16 protein-coding genes and 2 pseudogenes are annotated in these 20860 nt (G+C 70.9%); 6 read left to right on the top strand and 12 right to left on the bottom strand.

All coding sequences use genetic code 11. The features are described from left to right. The first annotated feature begins 16 nt into the window (after positions 1-16). A complete protein-coding gene (locus ACFCZF_RS05810) occupies positions 17-148 on the top strand; it encodes a hypothetical protein (protein WP_376670585.1) in 132 nt (43 codons plus the stop codon). Between the two features lie 597 nt (positions 149-745). Here ACFCZF_RS05810 and ACFCZF_RS05805 read toward each other — a convergent pair. After that, positions 746-1117, bottom strand: a complete 372-nt coding sequence (locus tag ACFCZF_RS05805) for a hypothetical protein (RefSeq protein WP_376670584.1) — start codon at positions 1115-1117, stop codon at positions 746-748. 549 nt (positions 1118-1666) lie between these two features. On the opposite strand from ACFCZF_RS05805, the gene ACFCZF_RS05800 reads away from it, so the two are divergent. Next, positions 1667-2173 (top strand): SMI1/KNR4 family protein, encoded by a 507-nt coding sequence (locus tag ACFCZF_RS05800; protein ID WP_376670583.1) that lies wholly within the window; start codon positions 1667-1669, stop codon positions 2171-2173. Between the two features lie 480 nt (positions 2174-2653). On the opposite strand, the gene ACFCZF_RS05795 is transcribed toward ACFCZF_RS05800, so the two are convergent. Beyond that, on the bottom strand, positions 2654-3301 hold the full coding sequence (locus tag ACFCZF_RS05795; protein ID WP_376670582.1) for an SMI1/KNR4 family protein: 648 nt from the start codon (positions 3299-3301) through the stop codon (positions 2654-2656). Positions 3302-3434: 133 nt separating this feature from the next. Between ACFCZF_RS05795 and ACFCZF_RS05790 the strand changes: the two genes are divergently transcribed. The 3 genes and pseudogenes from ACFCZF_RS05790 to ACFCZF_RS05780 form a co-directional block, all read left to right on the top strand. Then, a complete protein-coding gene (locus tag ACFCZF_RS05790) occupies positions 3435-4208 on the top strand; it encodes a transposase family protein (protein WP_376670581.1) in 774 nt (257 codons plus the stop codon). 46 nt (positions 4209-4254) lie between these two features. Further along, positions 4255-5175 (top strand): phosphotransferase family protein, encoded by a 921-nt coding sequence (locus ACFCZF_RS05785; protein ID WP_376670580.1) that lies wholly within the window; start codon positions 4255-4257, stop codon positions 5173-5175. Positions 5176-5237: 62 nt separating this feature from the next. Continuing rightward, positions 5238-5355: pseudogene (locus ACFCZF_RS05780) on the top strand (IS5/IS1182 family transposase); the annotation flags it as partial. Positions 5356-5420: 65 nt separating this feature from the next. On the opposite strand, the pseudogene ACFCZF_RS05775 reads toward ACFCZF_RS05780, so the two are convergent. From ACFCZF_RS05775 to ACFCZF_RS05730, 10 genes and pseudogenes are all read right to left on the bottom strand, one after another. Then, a pseudogene (locus tag ACFCZF_RS05775) lies at positions 5421-6477 on the bottom strand (50S ribosomal protein L11 methyltransferase). A gap of 135 nt (positions 6478-6612) precedes the next feature. Next, positions 6613-9243, bottom strand: coding sequence for a glycosyl hydrolase-related protein (locus ACFCZF_RS05770; protein ID WP_376670579.1), 2631 nt, complete (start codon positions 9241-9243; stop codon positions 6613-6615). Positions 9244-9247: 4 nt separating this feature from the next. Next, a complete protein-coding gene (locus ACFCZF_RS05765; RefSeq protein WP_376670600.1) occupies positions 9248-9940 on the bottom strand; it encodes an N-acetylmannosamine-6-phosphate 2-epimerase in 693 nt (230 codons plus the stop codon). An 83-nt stretch (positions 9941-10023) separates the two neighbouring features. Further along, on the bottom strand, positions 10024-11784 hold the full coding sequence (locus ACFCZF_RS05760) for an FAD-dependent oxidoreductase (RefSeq protein ID WP_376670599.1): 1761 nt from the start codon (positions 11782-11784) through the stop codon (positions 10024-10026). Positions 11785-11789: 5 nt separating this feature from the next. Continuing rightward, positions 11790-13307, bottom strand: a complete 1518-nt coding sequence (locus ACFCZF_RS05755; RefSeq protein WP_376670578.1) for a DUF4127 family protein — start codon at positions 13305-13307, stop codon at positions 11790-11792. A 100-nt stretch (positions 13308-13407) separates the two neighbouring features. Beyond that, positions 13408-14340, bottom strand: coding sequence for an ROK family protein (locus ACFCZF_RS05750; protein ID WP_376670577.1), 933 nt, complete (start codon positions 14338-14340; stop codon positions 13408-13410). After that, positions 14337-15116: a GntR family transcriptional regulator gene (locus ACFCZF_RS05745; protein ID WP_376670576.1), complete on the bottom strand. Its 780-nt coding sequence runs from the start codon at positions 15114-15116 to the stop codon at positions 14337-14339. The genes ACFCZF_RS05750 and ACFCZF_RS05745 overlap by 4 nt, the downstream gene beginning before the upstream one ends. Next, a complete protein-coding gene (locus ACFCZF_RS05740) occupies positions 15113-16027 on the bottom strand; it encodes a carbohydrate ABC transporter permease (RefSeq protein WP_376670575.1) in 915 nt (304 codons plus the stop codon). Before ACFCZF_RS05740 ends, ACFCZF_RS05745 begins: the two co-directional genes overlap by 4 nt. Beyond that, on the bottom strand, positions 16027-16908 hold the full coding sequence (locus ACFCZF_RS05735; protein WP_376670574.1) for a carbohydrate ABC transporter permease: 882 nt from the start codon (positions 16906-16908) through the stop codon (positions 16027-16029). The genes ACFCZF_RS05740 and ACFCZF_RS05735 overlap by 1 nt, the downstream gene beginning before the upstream one ends. Before the next feature lie 105 nt (positions 16909-17013). Further along, complete coding sequence (locus ACFCZF_RS05730; RefSeq protein WP_376670573.1) at positions 17014-18318, bottom strand: ABC transporter substrate-binding protein; 1305 nt, start codon at positions 18316-18318, stop codon at positions 17014-17016. Positions 18319-18535: 217 nt separating this feature from the next. Between ACFCZF_RS05730 and ACFCZF_RS05725 the strand changes: the two genes are divergently transcribed. After that, entirely contained in the window at positions 18536-20656 is a 2121-nt protein-coding gene (locus ACFCZF_RS05725; protein ID WP_376670572.1) for a glycoside hydrolase family 10 protein, read from the top strand. Positions 20657-20860 lie beyond the last annotated feature (204 nt).

Here is a 20860-nt window from a genome sequence, read left to right as displayed (position 1 = left end):
TTGGCAGGAGAGGGAAATGTTTCTCACAACCTTCGCCGCAGAAGGCAAGGAGCCGGTCACAGGGCCGCTGCTGTACGTCCTTATCGCAGTTGCCGTGGTCTTCGCCGTGATCATTGTCGTCGGGCTCCTTCGGAAGCGGAACAGGTGAGCTTTCCTCTGCCCCAGAGCCACGCCTGGTGGCGGAGCACCGTGGTTGGGAGGAACCGATGGAAGAACGCACGCTAGTAGGACTCGGTGCGATAATCGTTGGGCTCGTGCTGATACTCGGAAGCCAGGCATTCGCCAGACGCGCGATGCAAAAGCCCAACGTCTTTGGCCGGGCCAATCGCCAACAGCCCGCAATGGCTCGAGTTATGCCGGTGGTAGTCGGAGCCGGGATGACCTTGTGCGGAGTCCTCGTGCTGGTTGGCGTTCTGGGCGTTCAGTAGTGCACTTCACAACCTCTGACAGCAACATCAGTTTCCTCAACCCCTCCGGGCGCCCTGGCAGGTCCCGCCCCGTCCAGAGCGGAAACCACCGGTGATGCGCCCGCCTCCCGCGCTGGAGAACCTTTGCCCGCACGGTTGCCACGCCACCTCGGGCGAGGGCGCTCCCGGCGCGGCGGCTGACTCGCCGGCCCGCCCAGGACAGCTCATCGAGGGCACGCGGGGCGACGGCGGACTTCGCGGCCTTCTGCGCCGCCGGGTGTCGCGACAACGTCGTCGTCGGGCGGCCGGCGGTCGGACGCGCGGGCGCAGCGCCGCGATCAACTTCGGTGCGCTCCAGCGCAGCTTCGTGCCGACGGCCGGGGCGTCGGGGACGGCGTCCAGGCGGCCGGTGTCCGCGTCGAACGCCGCGGCTTCACGCGCCCGGCGAGCTCGGGCACGGACGCGGCGAGGATGGCGTCGAAGCCGGCGAGGACGGATCCGCCGGCGGCCGGGGCGACCATGCCGCGCTCGGTCATCATCATGCCGATCGCCGCACCGAGCCCGAGCGGCTCGCGCCCGTCACAGCGTACGACGGTGGTGGTGCGCCGCTTCGGCTTCTTCGTCTGGTTGGCGCCGTTCTTCGTCGCCGCCTCCCGGGCCGCGACCAGGGTCTGGCGGGCGAGGTCGACGCCGCTGAGCTCGCCGGTCATGCGGTCACCGCCCCGGTGGCGTCGCCGTCCAGCGGGCGCGCGGCGAGGCCGGGCAGCCGCTCCGTCCACGAAGCAGGCCTCGCGGACCGGGCGGTGGACCCCTCATGCAGATGCTCCAGCCGCGCGGCCAGCAGGTACTCGGCTACGCGCTCCCTCGCCGTGTCGACGGCCTTAACAAGCTGAGGTCGAGCACCACATGCTGGTGGTCGGCGAGCACCGTGCGAAGGGCCGTACGGGCCTCCGGCGCGGTGGCCACGTCGAGTTCCCGGCCACGGTCACCTGGCAGGTGCCGGGTTCGGTGGCCTGGACGACCCTGATCGCATCGTGCACCCCGCCGCTGGTTCACTCGTACGCCAGGAACCGGGCCCTGGTCTGTAGGTTCACAGGCGAGGACACCGCACGGGCCACAGGTCCTTGGTGCTGCTTGGGCAGCGTCGCCGACGCGGCCGTCCGCAAGATCCGAACTGCGATGCTTGAAGCTCCTCGAGGAAGCGTTGAACAGGCCATTCGCCCATAGACACGCGGACTGAGGTGACCGAAGATTTGCTTGTGACTGACGACGACCTCATCCTGGCTGTCCGTGCGCATGTTGCCGACCAGGAATTGCCCGACCCCGCGTCCACGGATGACGTCCGGGCGGTGGAACAGATGGTGGGACACCTGATGCCCCGGCTTCTACGCAGGCTCTACCTCGAAGTCGCCAACGGCGGATTCGGATCGTGGGAGGCGGTGTCCCTAACGGACACCCGCGACTGGTTCAGCGACTGCGCCGACATCACCGAGGCGTATCACGACTTCGCTGATCCCGAGCATCCCCTGCCTCCGGGCATCGTCCCGCTCATGGACCGGGGCTGCGCCATGTGGGCACTGATCGACTTCAAGACGGCCGACGGACAGATGTGGGACTGGGACCCCAACCTCTGCTGCACCGCACACGCCCTGGCCCCCGTTGGACAGTCACTGGCCGAATGGATCACCGACTGGCTGCACGGCACCACACCCGACGGGCCGTATCCGCAACGTGAGACAACCGGCAAGAACTGCACCGCACGCTGAAAGGACCCGAGTCGGCATCCAAAGACCGGGGTGAAGATGCTGCACGGTGAACGAGGCACGAAATCTCGCATGGGCCTTGACCCCTGATCTTGGACACACGAGACACTGAGCCGTTTCCATCTTGATCAGGTGGCCAATTCAAGGGCGGCGACGGCACGGACGACAACGGTGATCCGGGTGGTGCTGCGACGGAGCTCCGCACGAGCCGCCAGCATGTGAGGGGTGGCCATGGCACGCTCGACGAGGTCGCGTATCTTGGCAGTGAACGCGGGCGTGACAGCCGCCAGCCGTGCAGGCCCTTGCCCGGGAACGGGACGCGGACGGCATAGCCTGCGCCCTGGTATGCCTTGTCCGCCCAGCACTTGGTGTCGGCGGCGGCGAGAGCGTCGGGGGTGCCGTGGGTCCGGGCCACGGTCAGATCGTGCACGGCCCCGGGTAGCGCGTCCGAGGCTCAGATCCTCACTATCCGCCTCTGATGTGTCATGATCGATGCAGGGTCCGGTCATTGCGCAGCGGTATGGAGTCCCAGTACAGCCTCTGCTCCTCGTCCACTACCGGCATGTTGCCGTTGAGTGGCTGGCCGGTCTCAAGAGACGTGGCGATCGCCTCCATGAGCGCCGGCAGAGACGTCCACATCTCATGTGACAGGCGCATAACGCCTTCCACGGCCTCGGCTTCGTGGACGCGCCCCCGGTCGATTTCGGGACGGTGGTCCAGCACGATGTGCCCTCCGCCGAGATCCCGCGCGATGGGGATCAACTGCGGGTGTCCGTACAGGACGCTGCTGAACCCTAGCTTCATGAAGTCGTTGTCCGCCTCCTTTCCTTTCTCATCAGCCTCGCACTTGTCGTAGAAGCCGGTGAGGAGTTGCCACGCAGCCGCTATCTCGCGTGCACTTATCGGTCTGTAGCGCCCTGGCAGCAGCGAGCCCCGAAACTGGTTGAGGAAACCGTCGTGTCGCAGCAGCGACACCACCAAGGGCTTCAGCAGCGGGTGGCCGATGACATGTTCGACTGCGGCGATGTCCGCCGGATCCGCAGGCGGTGCCAGCGCGGCGTAGGTCGCCGGCGCGTACTCTGCCAGCCAGTTCTCGATTCGCGTCCACGACTCACTGATCGGTCCGGTCATGGCACAGCATCCTCTCAGTCAGCCGTTTCTGACCTGATGGGTGGTTGGACGTGCGGCACCGGCGGCGGACATGAAGAAAGCTCCTGATAGACGGGTTCACGACCAAGATCACCAGTCCGCCAGGAGTTTTCGCGTGCTTGTCTACCCGTCCGGCATCGATCTGTCCAGCCGCACCCTGCAGCACCTCTCCGGTCTCCTCGCAGGTCACCGCCGCCGCATCGGCTCCCGCTGGCGTCGCCTGACCTGCGGCCGGCAGGCCCTGCTCGTCCTGGCCCACCTGCGCTGCGGCGACACCTACGCGCGCCTTGCCGCAGGCTTCCGCATCGGGATCGCCACGACCTACCGCTGCATACGCGAGGCCGTCGACCTCCTGGCCGCCCTCGCTCCCACGCTCGAACAGGCCATGGAGACCGCGCGGAAGAAGGCGTACGTGATCCTCGACGGCACCGTGCTGCCGATCGACCGCATCGCCGCCGACCGCCCGTACTACTCGGGGAAGAAGAAGCACCACGGCATGAACGTGCCAGTGCTCGCGGATCCAGCCGGCCGTCTGGTCTGGGTCTCGGACGCGCTACCCGGAGCCGTGCACGATCTGACCGCGGCCAGGACCCACGGCATTCCCGACGCTCTCGCCGCCGACGCCGTCAAGTGCTGGGCGGACAAGGCGTATCAGGGCGCAGGTCCTGCGGTCCGCGTCCCGTTCCGAGACAAGAATCTGCGCGGCTGGCGCCGGCGTCAGACCCACGATCACGCCAAGATCCGCAGCCTCGGCGAACGTGCCATGGCCACCCTCAAATGCTGGCGGCTCCTGCGGAAGCTTCGCTGCAGCACCACCCAGATCACCACCGTCGTCCGCGCCGTCGTCGCCTCGAACTCGCCACCTGATCACGTGGAAAAGGCTCAGTGAAGCCTTGTCAGGGATCGTGCATGAGGCACTGGGGGCGGAGGCCCGCGTGGTCGGAGTGGACCGGTTGCGCGGCGGGAGCAAGAAGGGGGTCTACCGGGTTCGCACGAGCGAATCACGCACAGCAAGTGTGATCGTCTACAGCTGGGCCGAGGCCGAGAACTTCTGGCCGGCTGCGGAAGCCACCGACCCGGCCCACCCCTTCGCTCCCGCCTCCGGGCTGGCCTCCTTCCTGGCGGCCCAGCGGATACTGGACGGCCTTGGAGTCCGGGTTCCAGGAGTGCTTCTCGCTGATGGCAGCCGACGCCGCTACCCGGCGGACGTGGCAGTGGTCGAGGACGTTGCCGGTGGCACTCTGGAGGCGCTCCTCAAGACGGATCCCGCACGCGCATCACATACCTTGAGCGAGCTGGCCGCAATGCTCGACGTGATGCACCAGCAGCACAGCCAGCACTACGGCAGGGTGGACGTGCTCGATCGAGGCGACAGAGCCAGTGGCGATTCATGCGAGCAACTGGTACTCGAACGTGCCATCGAGGACCTCGCTGAGGCGGCCGAACGCGACCCCAGCATCAGCTCAGCCGCGGCCCCCTTGCACGACCGCCTGGAGGAGCTGGCCACACGAGTGGCTCCGCGCACGAAGCACGGGCTGATTCACGGAGAACTCGGGCCCGACCATGTCCTGGTCGATGCGTCCGGCCACCCCGTCCTCATCGACATTGAGGGCCTGATGTTCTTCGATGTCGAGTGGGAGCACGTGTTCCTGCAGCTTCGTTTCGGTGACCAGCACCCAGCCTTGTCCCGCCCCGGACTCGATCCGGCACGGCTCGACCTCTACATGCTTGCGATGCGTCTCTCACTGGTGGCTGGCCCCCTTCGCCTGCTCGATGGCGATTTCCCGCACCGCACGGTGATGCAGGAAATCGCCGAGCACAACGCGAAGGAAACGCTGGCTCTGTTGGTCTCATAGCACCGCGTCTGCCACATACGCATCGCTTCCGCCGCTGCATGCCTCGAGGTCGTCCAACGCGACCCCGGCGTCAACGGTTCAAGGTCATCACCCGACGTTGGGTGGTCGAGCCGACCGTCGGCTGGCTGATGCACCACCGCCGACTCGCACGCGACTACGAGACCCATGATCGGCGAAGTCACGCACGGGATGTACTCACCTGGCGAACCGATAAGCGAGATGTCGTTGCGTGGTCCAGGTACCGGTCACGTTGTCAGACGCCAGAGGGACGTGGTCTCGGCGCTTCGTGCTGTGTGGAGTGGGTCGGCAGCGTCCTTGGAGCGTGGGTGACGGGGCTTGGAATCCATCTTGTCCACAACGCGGAGCTGTGCTTCCTGGATGGCGTCGAGCAACTGCTGACGTGTTCGGAGGCCGGCGAGGAAGCTATGGAGCATGATGCTGTCCGGGTCGTAGACGCCTTGTTCCATAGGGCCGGTCGGACGGGCGGGGAGCCAGGGCGGGTCGCAGACGACGAGGTCGGCGCGGCCGTCGGGGAACAGGCCGTGGCCCGACACCTCGATTCGGTCGGTCAGAGCGAGCCGGTGAACGTTCTCCTTGGCGCAGGTCAGGACGCGGGAGCTCATGTCGGTGGCCACGACGCGGTTGGCACCGCGGTGGGCCAGGAGCGCAGCGAGGACGCCCGTTCCCGTGCCGAGGTCGAATGCCGTACTTGTGGGACTGTGCTGGGTCGTCGGTGGCAGTGGCGTGTGGGCGACCAGGCCAACGTACTCGCCTCTGACGGGTGCGAACACGCCGTAGTGGGGGTGGATGCGAGCCCCGAGCGCCGGCACGTCGACCTCTTTCAAACGCCACTGGTGAGCACCGATCACTCCTAGTAGTTCCCGCAGAGAGACTGCCGTGGGTCCCTGTGGGGGCCGTAGGCTTCCAGGCATGCCTGCCGGACGTCGGGGGCCCGGCGCGACGCCAGCGCGTAGTCGTCGTCCAGCAGCACCAGGAGCCTTCCGAGGACGCGGGTGCGGCGGCTGCTGCTGCGTCGGTGCAGGTGGAAGTTCTCGCTCGGGGACGTGCTGGGCCTGGGCGGCTTGCGGTCGATTCGGCGGCCCATCGCCTGCAGAAGTTGCCGGGCGTTGTGGAAGTCGCCTTGCCAGAGCAGGGCCGTTCCTTCGCACGCCTGTCGGTAGGCGTCGTTGGCCTTCATCCGGTCGTCGGCGACGACGGTCGCCGGGGAAGAGGGGCAGCGTTCTCGGAATGCCAGCGGGCGGACTGGTGGGTGTGGTTTTCGGTCCAGTGGATGTCCACCAACTCCGCCTCGACTGCGAGGCCGGCCAGTCGACCTCGGCCGAGTGCCCAGTAGGCGGTCCGGCGGACCTGGACGCGCCAACAGCGCGGTCCCGGCCGACCGTGCACGATCGGCCAGGGCCGGGCACGGACGAACCGTCAGGTCCGGATCAGCCGCAAGGTGGTCAGGGAGAACGGCGCGGCGTTCCAGCGCAGGACGCCGTCCGCGTCCGGGGCGGGCAGCCGTACGGCGGCGGTGTCCGGGGTCTCGTCGAGGCGGCACACTTCGACGCTCGAGCCCGAGGGGATGCGCACGCGGACGTCGGTGGTCTCCGGCGCGGGGTTCGAGACGCGGATGATCAGGCCCCGGCCGTCCTCTGCCTGCTTCAGCGCGGTCAGCAGGGCTCCGGACACGCCCACTCCGTGCGCCGACCCACGATCCTCCGTACCGGGTCGTATCTGCACGGCACGCAACGGCACCCGCACGGACGCGGCGAACTCGGACAGGCCGGTCCGGGCCCCGAGGGCCGTGGCGAAGGTGAAGGCACGGTGGCCGGGCAGTTGGGCGTCGGGGGTGGGCAGCATCGGTCCGGCGCCGGTGGTCCGGGAGCGCAGGTCGAAGCGGGAGAGCCAGCCCACCGAGCGCAGCAGTGTGACGACCATTTCCTCGGTGCCCGCGTCCGCACCGGGAACGCCGCGCATCTCGGGCAGGCCCGGCGCCGCGACCGTGACGCGGCCCGCGCCGAAGCCGATGGCGCCGGCGGACTGCACGGGTGCGGCTGCGCAGACCGCCTCGTGGCCCGGTCGGTCGGGCAGCGGGCCCAGGTCGGCGGTCACAGGGCGCTCGACCAGGGCGTAATGGCCGTCGCCGGTCCAGGTGCCGGTGCCGTGGAGCGTGGGCAGGTGGAGCCTCAGACGGTGGTCGCGTGCGGCGTTGTCGAACTCGACGTTCCAGCGCAGGGCGGCTTCACCGTGCCACGAGGCGATACTCACCCGCAGCGGGAGTTCCACCTCATCGGCGCCGCGCGCGCCGCGGTCGGCGGTGAGGCCACGCGGCACGGTGAGCACCGCGTCGATCTCCAGGGTGGTGCGCACCGGGGAGACGGTGCGGCGCACCGTGCGCACGGCGGGAGTGCGGAGGCTGTCGGTGCGGGGCGGGTCGTAGTTGTAGGTGTCGCCGCTGTCACCGCCGTCGACGAGACGGCCGAAGCCGGTCAGGACGGTGCCGTCGGGGCGGGTGAGGGTGAGGGAGGCGTCGTCCGCCACGGTTGCCACGCTGCCGTCGGCCAGGACGAGTTCGCGGGAGTCGTGCGGGTCGGCGGCTTCGACCGGGGCGTCGGAGAGCCGCACGCGGTACAGGCGGCGGCCCAGTGCCGGCACCCGGTGGGCGCGCAGCCGCAGTCGGTGCCGCTGCGACGGCTTGGAGTCGGGCAGCAGTTCCAGGTCCGCCTCGAAGGACGTCTCGACGCCCAGGTCCTCGGCCTCGAAGGGCACCGGCCGCCCGTCGGGCCCGGTGACCTCGGCGGGGAATCGCCCGACGGCGGTGAGGAGTTCGACGGTGACGGGGCCGGTGTGCTCGTCACCGTGCGGGTTGAGGACGGCGAACGACGTCTCCTCGGCGGGCCGCTCCCCGTACAGCCGGGTGTCCAGCCCGGAGGTCAGCAGGGCACGCTGCAGAAGGTGCTCGCCGATCTGTCCGATCCGCTCGTAGCGGACGTGGTTCTCGCGGTGGACCGCGTCGACGCTGCATCCGCAGATCGAGTCGTGCGGGGCATTGCGCAGCAGCAGCTCCCAGGCGTGCCGGAGTTCGGCGGCGAGCGTGTCGTCGTCGGGGGCGTGCAGGGCGAGGGCCGGTTCGACCCAGCGCTCCAGGAGGGTCTGGGCGGCGGCGTTGGCCTGCTTGATGTCGACGCGGGCGGAGAGGGTGCCGGGCAGGACGAAGGTCAGCCGGTCACCGGGGACGCGCAGTTCGCCTTCGTGCAGGGGCGGGTGACCGTGGGCCGCGGCCGCCTTGCGAGCGTCGGCGAAGAACTCCTGCAGCGTCGACTCGCGGAGGGTGACCCCCTCGGCCGCGGCGGCCCGGCGGGCGTCGGCGACCCGGGCGGCGGCGTCGGAGGGGGCGAGGTGGTCTCCGCCGTTCATCAGCAGCCAGGGCCCGCCGGGCAGGCGGTCGCGCTCGGCCGTCAGGAACTCCGCGACACGGGAGTCCTCTCCCCCGTCACTGTGCTGGGCGGGCCACAGCACCTCGGCGGCGTGGTAGGCCTGGTTGACGGCGAACACCTCGGAGCCGTCCGGCGACCTCCAGCGGAAGCGTGCCACGCCGGGGGGCGCTCCCCGCCACACCAGAGCGGTGTCCATGCCGAACCCGGCGAGGACGCGCGGCAGATCGGCGGGGTGGCCGAAGGCGTCCGGGCTGTAGCCGACGTCGGCGAGGTTCGCGCCCGAGGCCCAGCGGCGGGCGGCGAGGAGGTTGCGGACGAGGTTCTCGCCGGAGACGAGCTGGTTGTCGGCGAGCACGTGCCAGGGGCCGATGGTCAGGCGCCCGGCGGCGGCGTGGGAACGCAGCCGGTCGGCGAGATCGGGGCGCAGGGCCGCGATGTCGGCGAGGACGATCGTCTGCCCGTCGAGGTGGAAGGAGCCGAGCCGTCCGTCGTCGAGCTCCGCGCACACCTGTTCGGCGAGTTCGACGAGACGGGCGCGGAACGCCTCGAAGGGGCGGTACCACTCACGGTCCCAGTGGACGTGGGTGACGACGTGGCACTCGGCGGGGGCGGCGGTGGGGTCGGTCATGTTCTCAGTCGTCCTTCGGGGCGAGGGCCGCGGCGAAGCGGGCGGTGAGGTCCAGCGGGCGGGTGATGGCGCCGCCCACCACGACGGCCCGGGCGCCGGCCTCCAGCGCCAGGGCGGCCTGCCGGGGCGTGTGGTAGCGACCCTCGGCGATGACGGGGAAGCCCGGGTGGGCGGCGGCGAGGTCGGCGACCAGTCGCAGGTCGGGGCCGTCCAGACGGGGGCTGGCGGCGGTGTAGCCGGACAGCGTGGTCGAGACCAGGTCGGCACCGGCCTCGATCGCGGCGGTGCCCTCCGCGAACGTGGAGACGTCGGCCATTACGGCGACGCCCGCCGTGTGCAGGGCGGCGACGGTGGCTTCCAGCGTGCGGCCGTCGGGGCGGGGGCGGGCGGTGCCGTCCAGGGCGACGACGTCGGCGCCGGCCTCGGCGACGGCGAGGGCGTGCCGGAGCGTGGGGGTGATGTAGACGCCCGCGTCGCCGTCCTTCCACAGGCCGAGGACGGGCACGTCCACGGCAGCGCGGATCGCGGCGACGTCCTCGACGCCCTCGGCGCGGATCGCGCGGGCACCACCGAGCACGGCGGTCCGGGCCAGGACCGCCATGAAGTGGGGCTCGTCCAGGGGTTCGCCGGGGCGGGCCTGGCAGGACACCACCAGTCCGCCGTCGACGGCGCGCAGGAAGATCTCCGCCCTGGGCAGCCGTTCGGCCCGTGGCGTCGTCCGTGTCTCCTCGCGCTGTTCCACCGTCGGCCTTTCCCTCGTTGGTGCGGTCTTGTGGGGGGTCATGCGGGCCCCGCCGCCGGTGCGGGCCGCTCCGGGGCGAGGCCGATGGCGGTACCGACGGCGCGGACCTGGTCGGCCCACGAGTCGCCGTCCGCCACGGGTACCCCTGTCAGCGGGCGGCCGGTGAGGCGCTCGGCGGCGGCGTGGAGGGCCGCCCGGTCGGCTTCGGTGGCCGGTTCGTGCGGACGTACGGCCAGGTCCGCCCGACGGCGCCCGGTGAGGCCGCCCGCCGCGACCAGGAGGTGGGCGGGGACGCCGCCCTCCGCGTCGGTGGGGACGTCCAGAAGCCAGGCAAGGGGTACGCCGTCCGCGACGAGGTTCGCCTGGAGGGCGAGTCTCGTGCGGGGGTCGGCGACGACGGCGGAGAGGCTGCGGTGGGTGGCCACGGCGTGCGCGGCGAGGGCGCCCGCCGCCTCGCCCACGGCCCACTCACCGTGGTGGACGCGGTACGCGGCGGCGGCGACCTGCGTCGCACCGAGGTTCTTCGCCGCGGCGAGCAGGTTGCCGGGGCTCTCGGCGACGAGCGCGGACAGCGGCACCTGGAAGGGCGCTGTCGGCGCGTAGGCGGAGCCGGGGTGGCCGACGCGTGCGTGCAGGTCCATGTGGTAGCTGGCCACGCCGCACGCGTCGGGCATGGCGACCGCCCGTGCGGAGCCCGTGACGGGCGTCAGGTCCTGCTCGCGCACGACGCGGGCGGTACGCAGGCGGCGCGCCTCGCGCAGGTACGGTTCGGCGGCGAAACCGTCGGGAGTGCCCGCGATGTCGGGACGCAGCCGCAGGCCGGGGTAGCCGCGGCCGGAGCCGTCGTCGCGGGGGCACTCGGTGCGCAGCCAGTGCAGGAACGCGGCGCTGAGGTGCTTGGCGAGGGTGTAGGCGGCGGCCGGGTCGTCCAGAGAGGAGGAAGCGGCGTAGTCGTTGCCGGACCAGTTGATCAGGGCGGCTTCCGGGGCGCCCAGCAGGGCCGCGGAGCGCAGCCGCCGGTAGGTCCAGAACGGCGGGTGGCCGTCGGGGCCGTCCGTGAACACACGGTAGCGGTGGGTCCGGTCGTCCCAGCCGGCGATGTCGAGCGTGAACGGCTGGGCGTCGCGCAGCGCGGCGTACCCGACGGGTTCGGGCCCGGTGTGGTCCTCGCCCGCGCGGTGTTCGACGACGAAGCCGACGGTGCAGGACTGGACGGCGTCCGGGTGCGGGCCGCCGGGCAGGGCGAGGGACTCGCCGTGGGCGTCGGTGCCCTCCGAGCCGCACACCCAGTCGGCGCCGGCGAGCGGGAGCAGGTCGCCCGCTTCGCTGGCGTCGCAGAACGCCTCGGCTCGGACGGTGAGTTCGTCGCCTCGGGGGCCGGCGAGGACGACCCCGGCGATGCGGTCGGTGCCGTCCGTGGCGCGCACGGCGCGGATCGGCGTGCGGGAGCGCAGTACGGTGAGGCGGCTGGCGTCGACGTGCGGGGCGAGGAGGGTCTCCAGGGCCCGTTCGAACGCGACGGGTTCGGCGCACAGGCGGGACACCCAGCCGTCGCCGGGGTTGGGCAGGCCGCCGTACGCGGCGCGGGTCAGCTCCCGCAGGGCCCGGTAGGAGGCGGAGATGCCGGCTTGCTCGACGTGGGGGTGCTCGTCGAGGGCGGGCACAAGCTGGGTGGTGGCCTGGCCGCCGAGGCGGTCGGCGTGCGCGGCGAGCAGGACACGCCGTCCGGCGCGTGCGGCGGCCAGCGCGGCGGCGACGGCCCCCAGTCCCCCGCCGATGACTGCGACGTCACTCTCCACGGTGTTCAACGGTCCTCCTGGGCCACGGCGGTGGTCACCGTGAAGTCGATTTCGAAGGTGCGGTGCCACGGCAGGCGCACCGAACCGGGTTCCAGGCACAGTTCCGGGAAGATGCCGAGCCCTGTCTGGAACGCGGTCAGCTCCGCCTCGATCAGGGCGAGGACGCGGTGCCCGTCGGGCACGTGGTCGTGGCGTCCGGGGACGCTGCCCAGCTCGGCGCGGGCGGTGGCGCGGGCGCACGTCATGTAGGCGGCGTCCTCCAGGTAGCGGTGCAGCAGCAGTCGGCGGTGCGCCGCGGTGTCCAGCACTCCGGCACTCTCGGCGGCGACGTGGGTCAGGGCGTGCGCGGCGACCGTGCCGAGGGTGTTGCCGGCGGTGTTCCACGCGGCGTAGGCGACGAGTTCCTCGGCGATCCCCGCCCCGGCGAGTGCGGTCACCAGGAGGGGATCGGCGCCGTTGGGCTGAGCGCAGTCGGCGACGGCGACCCGGTGGCCGGAGGCGAGGAGCCGCGCGGCCCGGCCGGCCAGTGACTCGGCCCGTTCGCGGGCGTCGTCCGCGCGGGTGGCGGGCGGGGCGACCGCCCAGTCGGCGCCCGTGCCGTCCGGGGTGTGGACGAGGAGACGGACGTCGGCGTCATCGTCCTCCTGGACGACGATGCCACCGCACGCGGCGACCTGACCCGCGGCGGTGCGGCCGACGGGCACGTTCTCGTAGGGCGCGACGCGATCCAGGTCCCGGCCCTCGATCGCGACGCGGATCGCCGGGCCGCCCAGCAGGGTGCCGACGGTGCGGGCGACGAGCGTCGTGCACGCCTCGTCGGCTCCGGGGCGGACGGCGACGGGCCCGCCCAGCCAGTTGGTCCACCCAGTGAGCCAGCCCAGTTCGGCGGTGGCCAGGGCGTGCGGCGCGGTGTCGTCGGCGCCGACGACGAGGGAGGTGAGTGTGCCGTCGGCGACCAGTTCCAGGGCGACGAGGTTCAGCGCGTGGTTGCGCAGCCGGCGACCGAGGAAGTCGGCGCGCACCTCGTCGGGTACGTCCGTCTCCGGCACCGGCGCGCCGTGCAGTGAGGCCCGGTGCAGGGCGGCGGACCAGCGGTGCAGTGCGGGTCCGTGCGGATCCCAGTAGTCGGGCTCCTCCATGGCGTCGTCGGAGTCGGGGGTGCGGGTGACGAGGGTGACGCCGTGCACGGGGGTGCCCGTGGCCGCCAGCGCGCGCAGCGGTTCGAGGCGTGCGGCGATCGAGGCGACGGTGCCGGGGCGGGTGCGGGAGGCGATGAGGCCGCCGTGTCCGAGGGTCTCCAGGGACACCACGGCAGCGTCGGGGGCCTGCCCGGCCAGCCACCTGCCGATGCCGTCCGGGTCTCCCGGGGTGCGCAGGGCGGGCAGCAGTGCGGCGGGCGTCCGGACGGGGACCCCGGCCAGCGCCGCGACCATCACGGGCAGCGTCGCACAGGCGGGACGCTCGTCGAGGGGGACCAGGGCGATGCCGGGGTGATGGTTCCGGGGGGCGTCGGTGGCGTTCACCGGGTGGTTCTCCTGGAGTGGGGGTTGTTTCGCGGGGTCGTGTGCGAAGGCCCGTTCGGGGGTGGGACGGTGCCCGACGGGCCCTTCGGCGGTGGGTTCGTCACGTCCGTGCGTGCCGCCGTGCCGTGTCCGCGGCGCCGAGCAGGACGGCGTCGGAGCCCCGTTCGGCGCGGCGGACCGTGACACCGGCCAGGGACGGCAGCGTCGCCAGGCTCAGAGCGTCGCGCAGCGCGTCCAGGTACCACGGGCCCGAACCGAGGACGCCGCCGGCGATGACGACGACGCCGGGGTCGAGCGTGGCGACGACGCCGCCCAGCGCGGTCCCCAGGGCGTGGCCGCCGTCGGTCAGGACACGGACCGCGTCCGGGTCCCCCTCGGCGGCCAACGAGGCCACGACGCGCAGATCGGCGACGGGTGTCGTCGGCCGCATACGCCGGAACCGGGCGGTCATGGCCGGCCCGGAGGCGACCGCCTCGACGTGCCCCGTGCGCCCGCACGGGCAGGGTTCGCCCGCGGCTGCCGGCACGGGGACGTGACCCAGGTGGCCGGCCGCACCGGTCGCGCCGCGCAGCACCTCGCCGCCGACCAGGACCGCCCCGCCGATCCCCGTGCCCGCCATGACCCCGACGGCGACATCCGCTCCGCGCGCCCCGCCGGCCACGGCTTCCCCGGCGAGGAATGCCTGGACGTCGCCGAGAACGGTGAAAGGCAGGCCGAGCGCTGCCTCCAGCCGGTCGGCGACCGGGGTGCCGGCCCAGCCGGGCAGGGCGTCGGTGGCGTGGGCGATGCTGCGCCCGTCCGGCGCGACCACTCCGGCGGTGCCGAGACCGGCGGCGTGGACGGGGCCGGTCTCGGCGAGCACGTCGCGGGCCAGGGCCACGGCGGTGGTAAGGACGGCGTCCGGGCCCTCCGCCGCGGGGGTGGGGGCGCTGCGACGGGCCAGGACCCGGCCGTCCTCTCCGATGACGCCCGCCTGGACTTTCGTGCCGCCGATGTCCAGGCCCAGGGCTTCGACCATGGGAGCCGCGGTCATGGATGCCGCTCCCGGAACACGGTGACGCGGAAGTCGTAGCGGTCCGCGCGGTAGAGGCTCTCGGCCCGCTCCACCGCCCGGCCGCGCGCGTCCCTCGTGATGCGCTGCACCAGCAGTGCCGGGAAGTGCGGCGGCACTTCCAGCAGGCGGGCCTGCTCACTGTCCAGGACGGTCGCGCGGATCGTCTGGTCGGCGGACTCCGGGGCGACGCCCGCGCGGGAGAGCAACTGGTACAGCGAGTCGGGTTCGCCCTGGTCGACGAGGCCGGGGACGTACGCCTCGGGCAGCCAGGCGTTCTCCAAGCACATCGGTTCGTCGTCGGCGAGGCGGAGACGCGCGATGTGGACGAGGGGCGCGCCGGGTTCGACGAACAGGTCGCGTGCGCACACCATGTCGGCGCCGGTGCGTTCCAGTTGCAGCAAGCGGCTCCCGGGCACCATGCGGCGGGCCCGGATGTCCTCCGAGAACGACGTGAGGTGCAGCGATTTGCTGATGGTGGCCGGGTCCGCGACGAACGTACCGGCGCCCTGGACGCGGTAGACGCGCCCCTCCTGCGCGAGGCGTTCCACCGCGCGTCGCACGGTCATCCGGCTCACCGCGAAGCGTTGCATCAGTTCCCGCTCGCTGGGGAGGGCCTCGTGCGGCGCCAGTCCGTCGTCGATCATCTTCGACAGGGCGCGCCGCAGCGCCTCGTGCTTGGCCGTACCGGAACCGCCCCGCTCGCCGCCGGGCTCCGCGGGCTGGTCCGCCCCTGTTTCGACCGTCACGCCGGTCATCCCTTCACCGCTCCTTCGCCGACTCCCCGGAAGAAGTACCGCTGGAGGCTGAAGAACAGGACCAGCAGCGGCACGACGGCCATCATCGTGCCTGCGGCGATCACCCGCTGGTCGTTGGTGAACGTGCCGGACAGGTACTGGATGCCCACGGTGAGCGTGAAGTTGTCCGAGTCGGACAGGACGACGAGCGGCCACAGGAAGTCGTCCCAGGCGAAGACGAAGCTGAAGATGGCGACGACGGCGATCGTCCCGCGCACCGAAGGCATGGCGATGCGCCAGAACCGCTGCCATTCGCTCGCGCCGTCCAGGACGGCGGCCTCCTCGATCTCGGCGGGCAGGCCCGCGAAGGCGTTGCGCATGAGGAGCACGGACAGGCCGGTGACGGCCAGCGGGACCATGACGCCCAACAGGGTGTCGTTGATGCCCATGGAACGCACGATGAGGAACTCCGAGACGAGGATCGACTCGAAGGGGATGATGATCGTCGCGAGGAAGCAGGCGAACACGATCTTCCGGCCCCGGAAGGCCATCCGGGCCAGGGCGTAGCCGGCCATCGAGCCGAACACGATGTTGGTCGCCGCGCAGCTGACGGCGACCACCAGGGAGTTGGTGGCGTAGCGCAGCACGGGGACGGTCTCGGTGACGGCGCCGTAGTGCTCGAGTGTCGGCGCGTGCGGCAGAAGCTGCGGTGGGTAGCCGAAGACCTGGTCGCCCAGCCCCTTGAGGGACGTCGACAACTGCCACAGGAACGGGCCGACCATCACGACGAGGACGACCAGTAGTGCGGCGTAGCGCAGGACACGACCGGTGACGGCGCGTACGCGCGCGGCACGGCGGGCGGGAGCAGGCGTCGACCGGTGAGGACGCGTCTTCACGGCGGGTGCCGGGGCGGGGGTGGTCGTGGTGCTCATCAGACCTTGTCCTCCCGGGTGTTGAGTCGGGTGACGGCGACCGACAGGCCGAGGGTGGCGAGGAAGAGGAAGACGGACATCGCGGAGGCGTAACCGGCTTCGCCGCCCAGTCCCAGGCCCGTCTCACGGATGGTGTAGACGAGGGTGCGGGCCTCGCCGCCGGGGCCGGCGCTTCCGTCGGAGAGGGTGTAGATCTCGGCGAACACCTTGCCGGAGGCGATCGCGGCGAGGGTGCCGACGAGGACCATGGTGGGCCGGATCGTGGGGACGGTGACGCTCCAGAAGCGGCGCACGGGACCGGCACCGTCGACCTCGGCGGCTTCCAGGAGGGACCTGGGCACGTTCGCCAGCGCCGCCAGGTAGACGACCATGTAGTAGCCGAGGCCCTTCCAGACCGTCATCGCCATGGCGCTGAACAGCAGCAGCGTGGAGTCGGTGAGGAAGGGGAGGGGCTCGGAGACGATGTGCAGGCCACGCAGTACGGAGTTGACGATGCCGTCGGAGGACAGCAGCCAGGACCAGATGAGGCCGACCACGACCATCGAGGCGACGACCGGGGAGTAGTACACGGCCCGGAAGAAGCCGATGCCGGCGATCTTCTTCTGCACGAGCATCGCGAGGAGCGGGGGCAGGAGGACCAGCAGGGGCACGACGACGACGGTGTAGAGCGCGGTGTTGCGCAGCGACAGCCAGAAGGCCTCGTCGTCCAGCAGGCGGGTGTAGTTCTCCAGGCCGGTGAAGACACCGCCGCCGAGGGTGGTCGCGTCCGTGAAGGACAGGACCAGCGTGTTGGCGAACGGCACGATGAAGAACGCGATGGCGAAGAACAGTGCCGGTGCGCAGAAGAGCCAGGGGGCGTACCAGCGGCGGCCGGTCGTCACGGGGCCTCCAGGGAGAGTTCGGGGGTGGTGCGGTGGGGGACGCCCACCGGGGGCGGGCCGTCAGGTCTGCGGTGGGCGTCCCGCGCGGGAGGGATCAGCCTCGCGTCACTTCGCGCTGATCTTGTTGGCCGCCTCGACCGCCTTGTCAAGGGCCTCCTTGGCGGAGAGGTCGCCCTTGAGCGCCAGCTCGACCTGGCCGATGACCGCGGCGGTCACCCGCTGGTCGTACTGGACGGGGACCAGGTTCTCGGCCTTGGCGATCTGCTCGGCGGAGATCCGTCGGGCCTGGGCCTCGACGGAGCCGTCGCCCTCGCCGGTGAAGTACGTGTCCTTCAGCGAGGCCTTGGTGCTGGGCAGGACTGTGACGATCTTGCTGAAAGCCAGCTGGTTCTCGGCGTTCGAGAGGAACTTGGTGAAGGCTAGAGCGGTGGCCTGGTTCTTGCTCGTCTTGGGGATGAGGTTGCCCATGACCGACATGTTGGTGACGCCCTGGTCACCGGTGATCTGGGGCCCCACACCGGTCGCCTCGGCGATCTCGGGCGCGTTCTCCTTGATGATCGCCAGGAAGTTCGGGCCGGAGGGGAAGAGGCCGATACGGCCCCCCTGGTAGGCCTCGGTCTCCTTGCTGTGGTCCTGGGTCAGGGAGTCCTTGGGGTAGGTGCCCCCCTTGTACGCCTTGACCAGCTTCTCCAGGTAGGCGACGGCTTCGGGCGTGTTGAACGTCCAGGTTTCGCCGTCCTCGTCGACGATCGGCACGCCCTGCTTGGCCAGGTCGGTGATGAACCGGTTCTCCAGCGCGGGGTGGATGCCGTAGAAGTCGCCCTTGCCCTTCTCGGAGAGCACCGCGCCCTGGTCGAGGAGTTCGTCGAAGGTGGCCGGGGGCTTGTTCGCGTCGAGGCCGGCCTTCTTGAACAGGTCCTTGTTGTACATGGTGACCTCGGAGGTGAGGTACCACGGGATGCCGAAGGAGCCGGGCTTGCCCGCGACGGTGAAGGCGTCCCACGCGCCGGGCACGTACGCGTCCTTGACGTCCGCGGCGGCCTTGTCCATGTCGACGAAGACGCCCTTGTCCTCAAGGGCCTGCGCGAACTGCGGGTTCAGATTGACCACGTCGGCCAGTGAGCCGGCGCTGGCGTCGGCCGTGATCTTCTCCTGGGCACCCTCGAAGGGGATGTCCACCCACTTCACGTCGGTCTCCGGGTGCTTCTTCTCGAAGTCCGCGATGACACCGTCGATGTACTCGGTGAAGGTCGGCTTGAGCTGAAGGGTCTGGAAGGTGATCTGGCCCTTCACCTCCCCTTCCGCGGAGGTGTCCGTGCCGGTGTCGGTCGAACCGAGGCCGCACGCACTGGCGAACGTCGCAACACTGACGGCGAGGGCGGCGAGACGGACGCCTCTCTTGGAAGGCATGGCACTCCTTGCGAGTCGGACGGCTGGGTCAGCGGGAGAGGCAGCACACACGACCACTAAGTGGTCCGTACCACTTGCTGCCCGAGTAGTGTCAGTGGGCCTGACCAACAAGTCAATACTCCAAGGAAAGTTCAGCAAACTGGCGTTCAGCCGTTGACTTGTACGGACCTCTTGTCGATGCTTCCGGGCATCCCCACCGATCCGGAGGTCCTCTCCCGTGCCCGTGAACCGGAAGTTCCCGTTGGCCTTTCTCACGGCCGCAGCACTGTCCACCTCGCTCCTCGCCGCCCCGTCCCACGCCGGCACCGCACACCCCTCGTCCGCCGCGGCCACGGGCGGCGAGGCTCCCGCCACGCTCCAGGCCCCCGCCTCCTACGACCTCTCCGCGGTGAACCCGACGGCCGAGACCAACCCCGGCGGCACGGACGGCAACGGCACGTGCTTTCCCGGCTGCCGCGGCACCGACCAGCTCATCGCCTACACACCGGAGTTCGGGTCGCCCACCACGGGGACGAACGAGTACGGTCAGGAGGTCGTCGTCGAGGACGGCCGCATCGTCGCCATCGGCGGCAGCGACCGCGCCATTCCCCGCGACGGCCTCGTCCTGTCCGGCCACGGCAAGGCCGCCAAGTGGCTCGCCGCCCACAGCAGCATCGGCGCGAAGGTGAGCATCGCCGACGACCGGGTCACGGTCACGGTGGACGCCGAGGCGTACGTCGTACGCGCTGAACTGCTGCGCGAGGACGCGCTGGCCCGCCGTACCGAGGCCGCCCGGTCCTGCACCGTGTTTCCCGAGGCGGACGTCGACCGGGGCATCGCCGAGTCCGCACGGACGATCACCGAGGCACGCGACGCGCTGAGGGACGGTCGTGAGGCCGACGCGATCGCGCTCGCCACGACGGCCGCGACCACGGCGACCGGCGCCGCGGACCGCACACGCGAGTCGCGTCCCGTCGAGGGCCGAGGCGTGTGGGTGCGCCCCAAGGAGACGACTCCCGAGGCGATCCGCGCGACGATGGACCGCATCGAGCACGCGGGCTTCAACGTGGTGTTCCTCGAGACGCTCTGGCAGGGCTACACCATCTTCCCGTCGGACGCCGCGAAGGCCGCCGGCGTCGAGGCGCAGCGCCCGAACATGCGGGGCTTCGACCCGCTGAAGGTGTGGATCGAGGAGGCCCACAGTCGGGGCATCGAGCTGCACGGCTGGGCGCACACCTTCTTCGTCGGCTCCGAGGGTGCCGGCGACGACAGCACCGGCGGGCAGGCCGGCCCCGGCCCGATCCTCAAGGCACACCCCGAATGGGCAGCCGTAGAGCGCTCGGACGTCGGCAAGCAGGGTCCTCAGCCCTCGACGATGGAACCCGGCTACTACTGGGTCGACCCGGCGATGCCCGAAGTACGCGACTACATCCGCTCCGTGTTCCGGGAGATGATCAGCGACTACGACCTCGACGGACTGCACCTGGACTACATCCGCTACCCCGTCTCCCTGCCCTATGCGTCGTCCTTCTCCTACAGCGACTACTCGCGCCAGGCGTTCCGGCAGGAGCACGGCGTCGACCCGTACACGCTCAAGGAGACCGACCCCGGGTGGAAGGTCTTCAACTCCTGGCGCGAGGAGAACATCACGTCCTTCGTCAAGAGCGTCAGGGACATGCAGCGCGAGCTGAAACCCGAACTCGCCCTGTCCGGCGCAGTGTTCGCCGACCCGGTGGACGGGCTCAGCAAGAAGTTCCAGAACTGGGCCGACTGGATCGACAAGGACTACCTGGACCTCCTCACCGGCATGTCCTTCGGCTTCTCTCCGGACTCGGTGGGCGAGGACACCGAGGTCATGCGCGAGCGCGTCGGGAACGCCTACCTCTACACGGCCACCTACGGGCCGATCAACGGCTCACCCGCGAATGTCATGGGCGACCAGTTGCAGGCCGTCAAGGACGCCGGCTCCGACGGCACCGCACTGTTCGCGTACAACCAGCTCACCGACGCGCAGATCCAGGCTCTGCACCTCGGGGCCTACCGCACGAAGGCGTTCGCGCCGCACGCCGATCCGGCCAAGGCCGCCGAGGCGGCACTGGGTCCCGTTCTGAGCCGACTCGATTCCGCCTCCGGGGCGTGCGTGAGCGGGGCGGACGCCAAGCAGGCCTCGATCCGGCTGAAGACCGCGAAGAAGCTCCTGGAGACGGCCGGCGATCACGGCCTGCCTGCGGCCCGGCGCCAGGTCGCGGCGGTCGTCGCGAACTCCGCCGACTGGGACGGCGCGCAGGGCGGATTCACCTCGGGCGTCACCCGTGACCTGCGCATGGTGGGCCGCTGGCTGGAGCAGGCCGAGGGCTGAAACCCGCACCGGTGAACAGGGCGGGAGTTCGTCGCGGCGGCACGGACTCCCGCCCCTTCGCGTCCCTGGCTCCTGAGACCAGCACGGGGACCTTCCCGGCAGGTCCCCCGGGGAGCCCGGGATCACTTCCGAACTCCGATTCTGATTTTCTGTTATCCCCAGTCGCCGGACTCGTCTGTACAGGTGAGGCCGCGGGAACGGCCC

Source organism: Streptomyces sp. NPDC056296 (assembly GCF_042268605.1).
In the GTDB taxonomy this organism is placed as follows: Bacteria; Actinomycetota; Actinomycetes; order Streptomycetales; family Streptomycetaceae; genus Streptomyces.
Note: the sequence above shows the minus strand (reverse complement) of the source record. Positions and strands in the feature narration are given on the sequence as shown.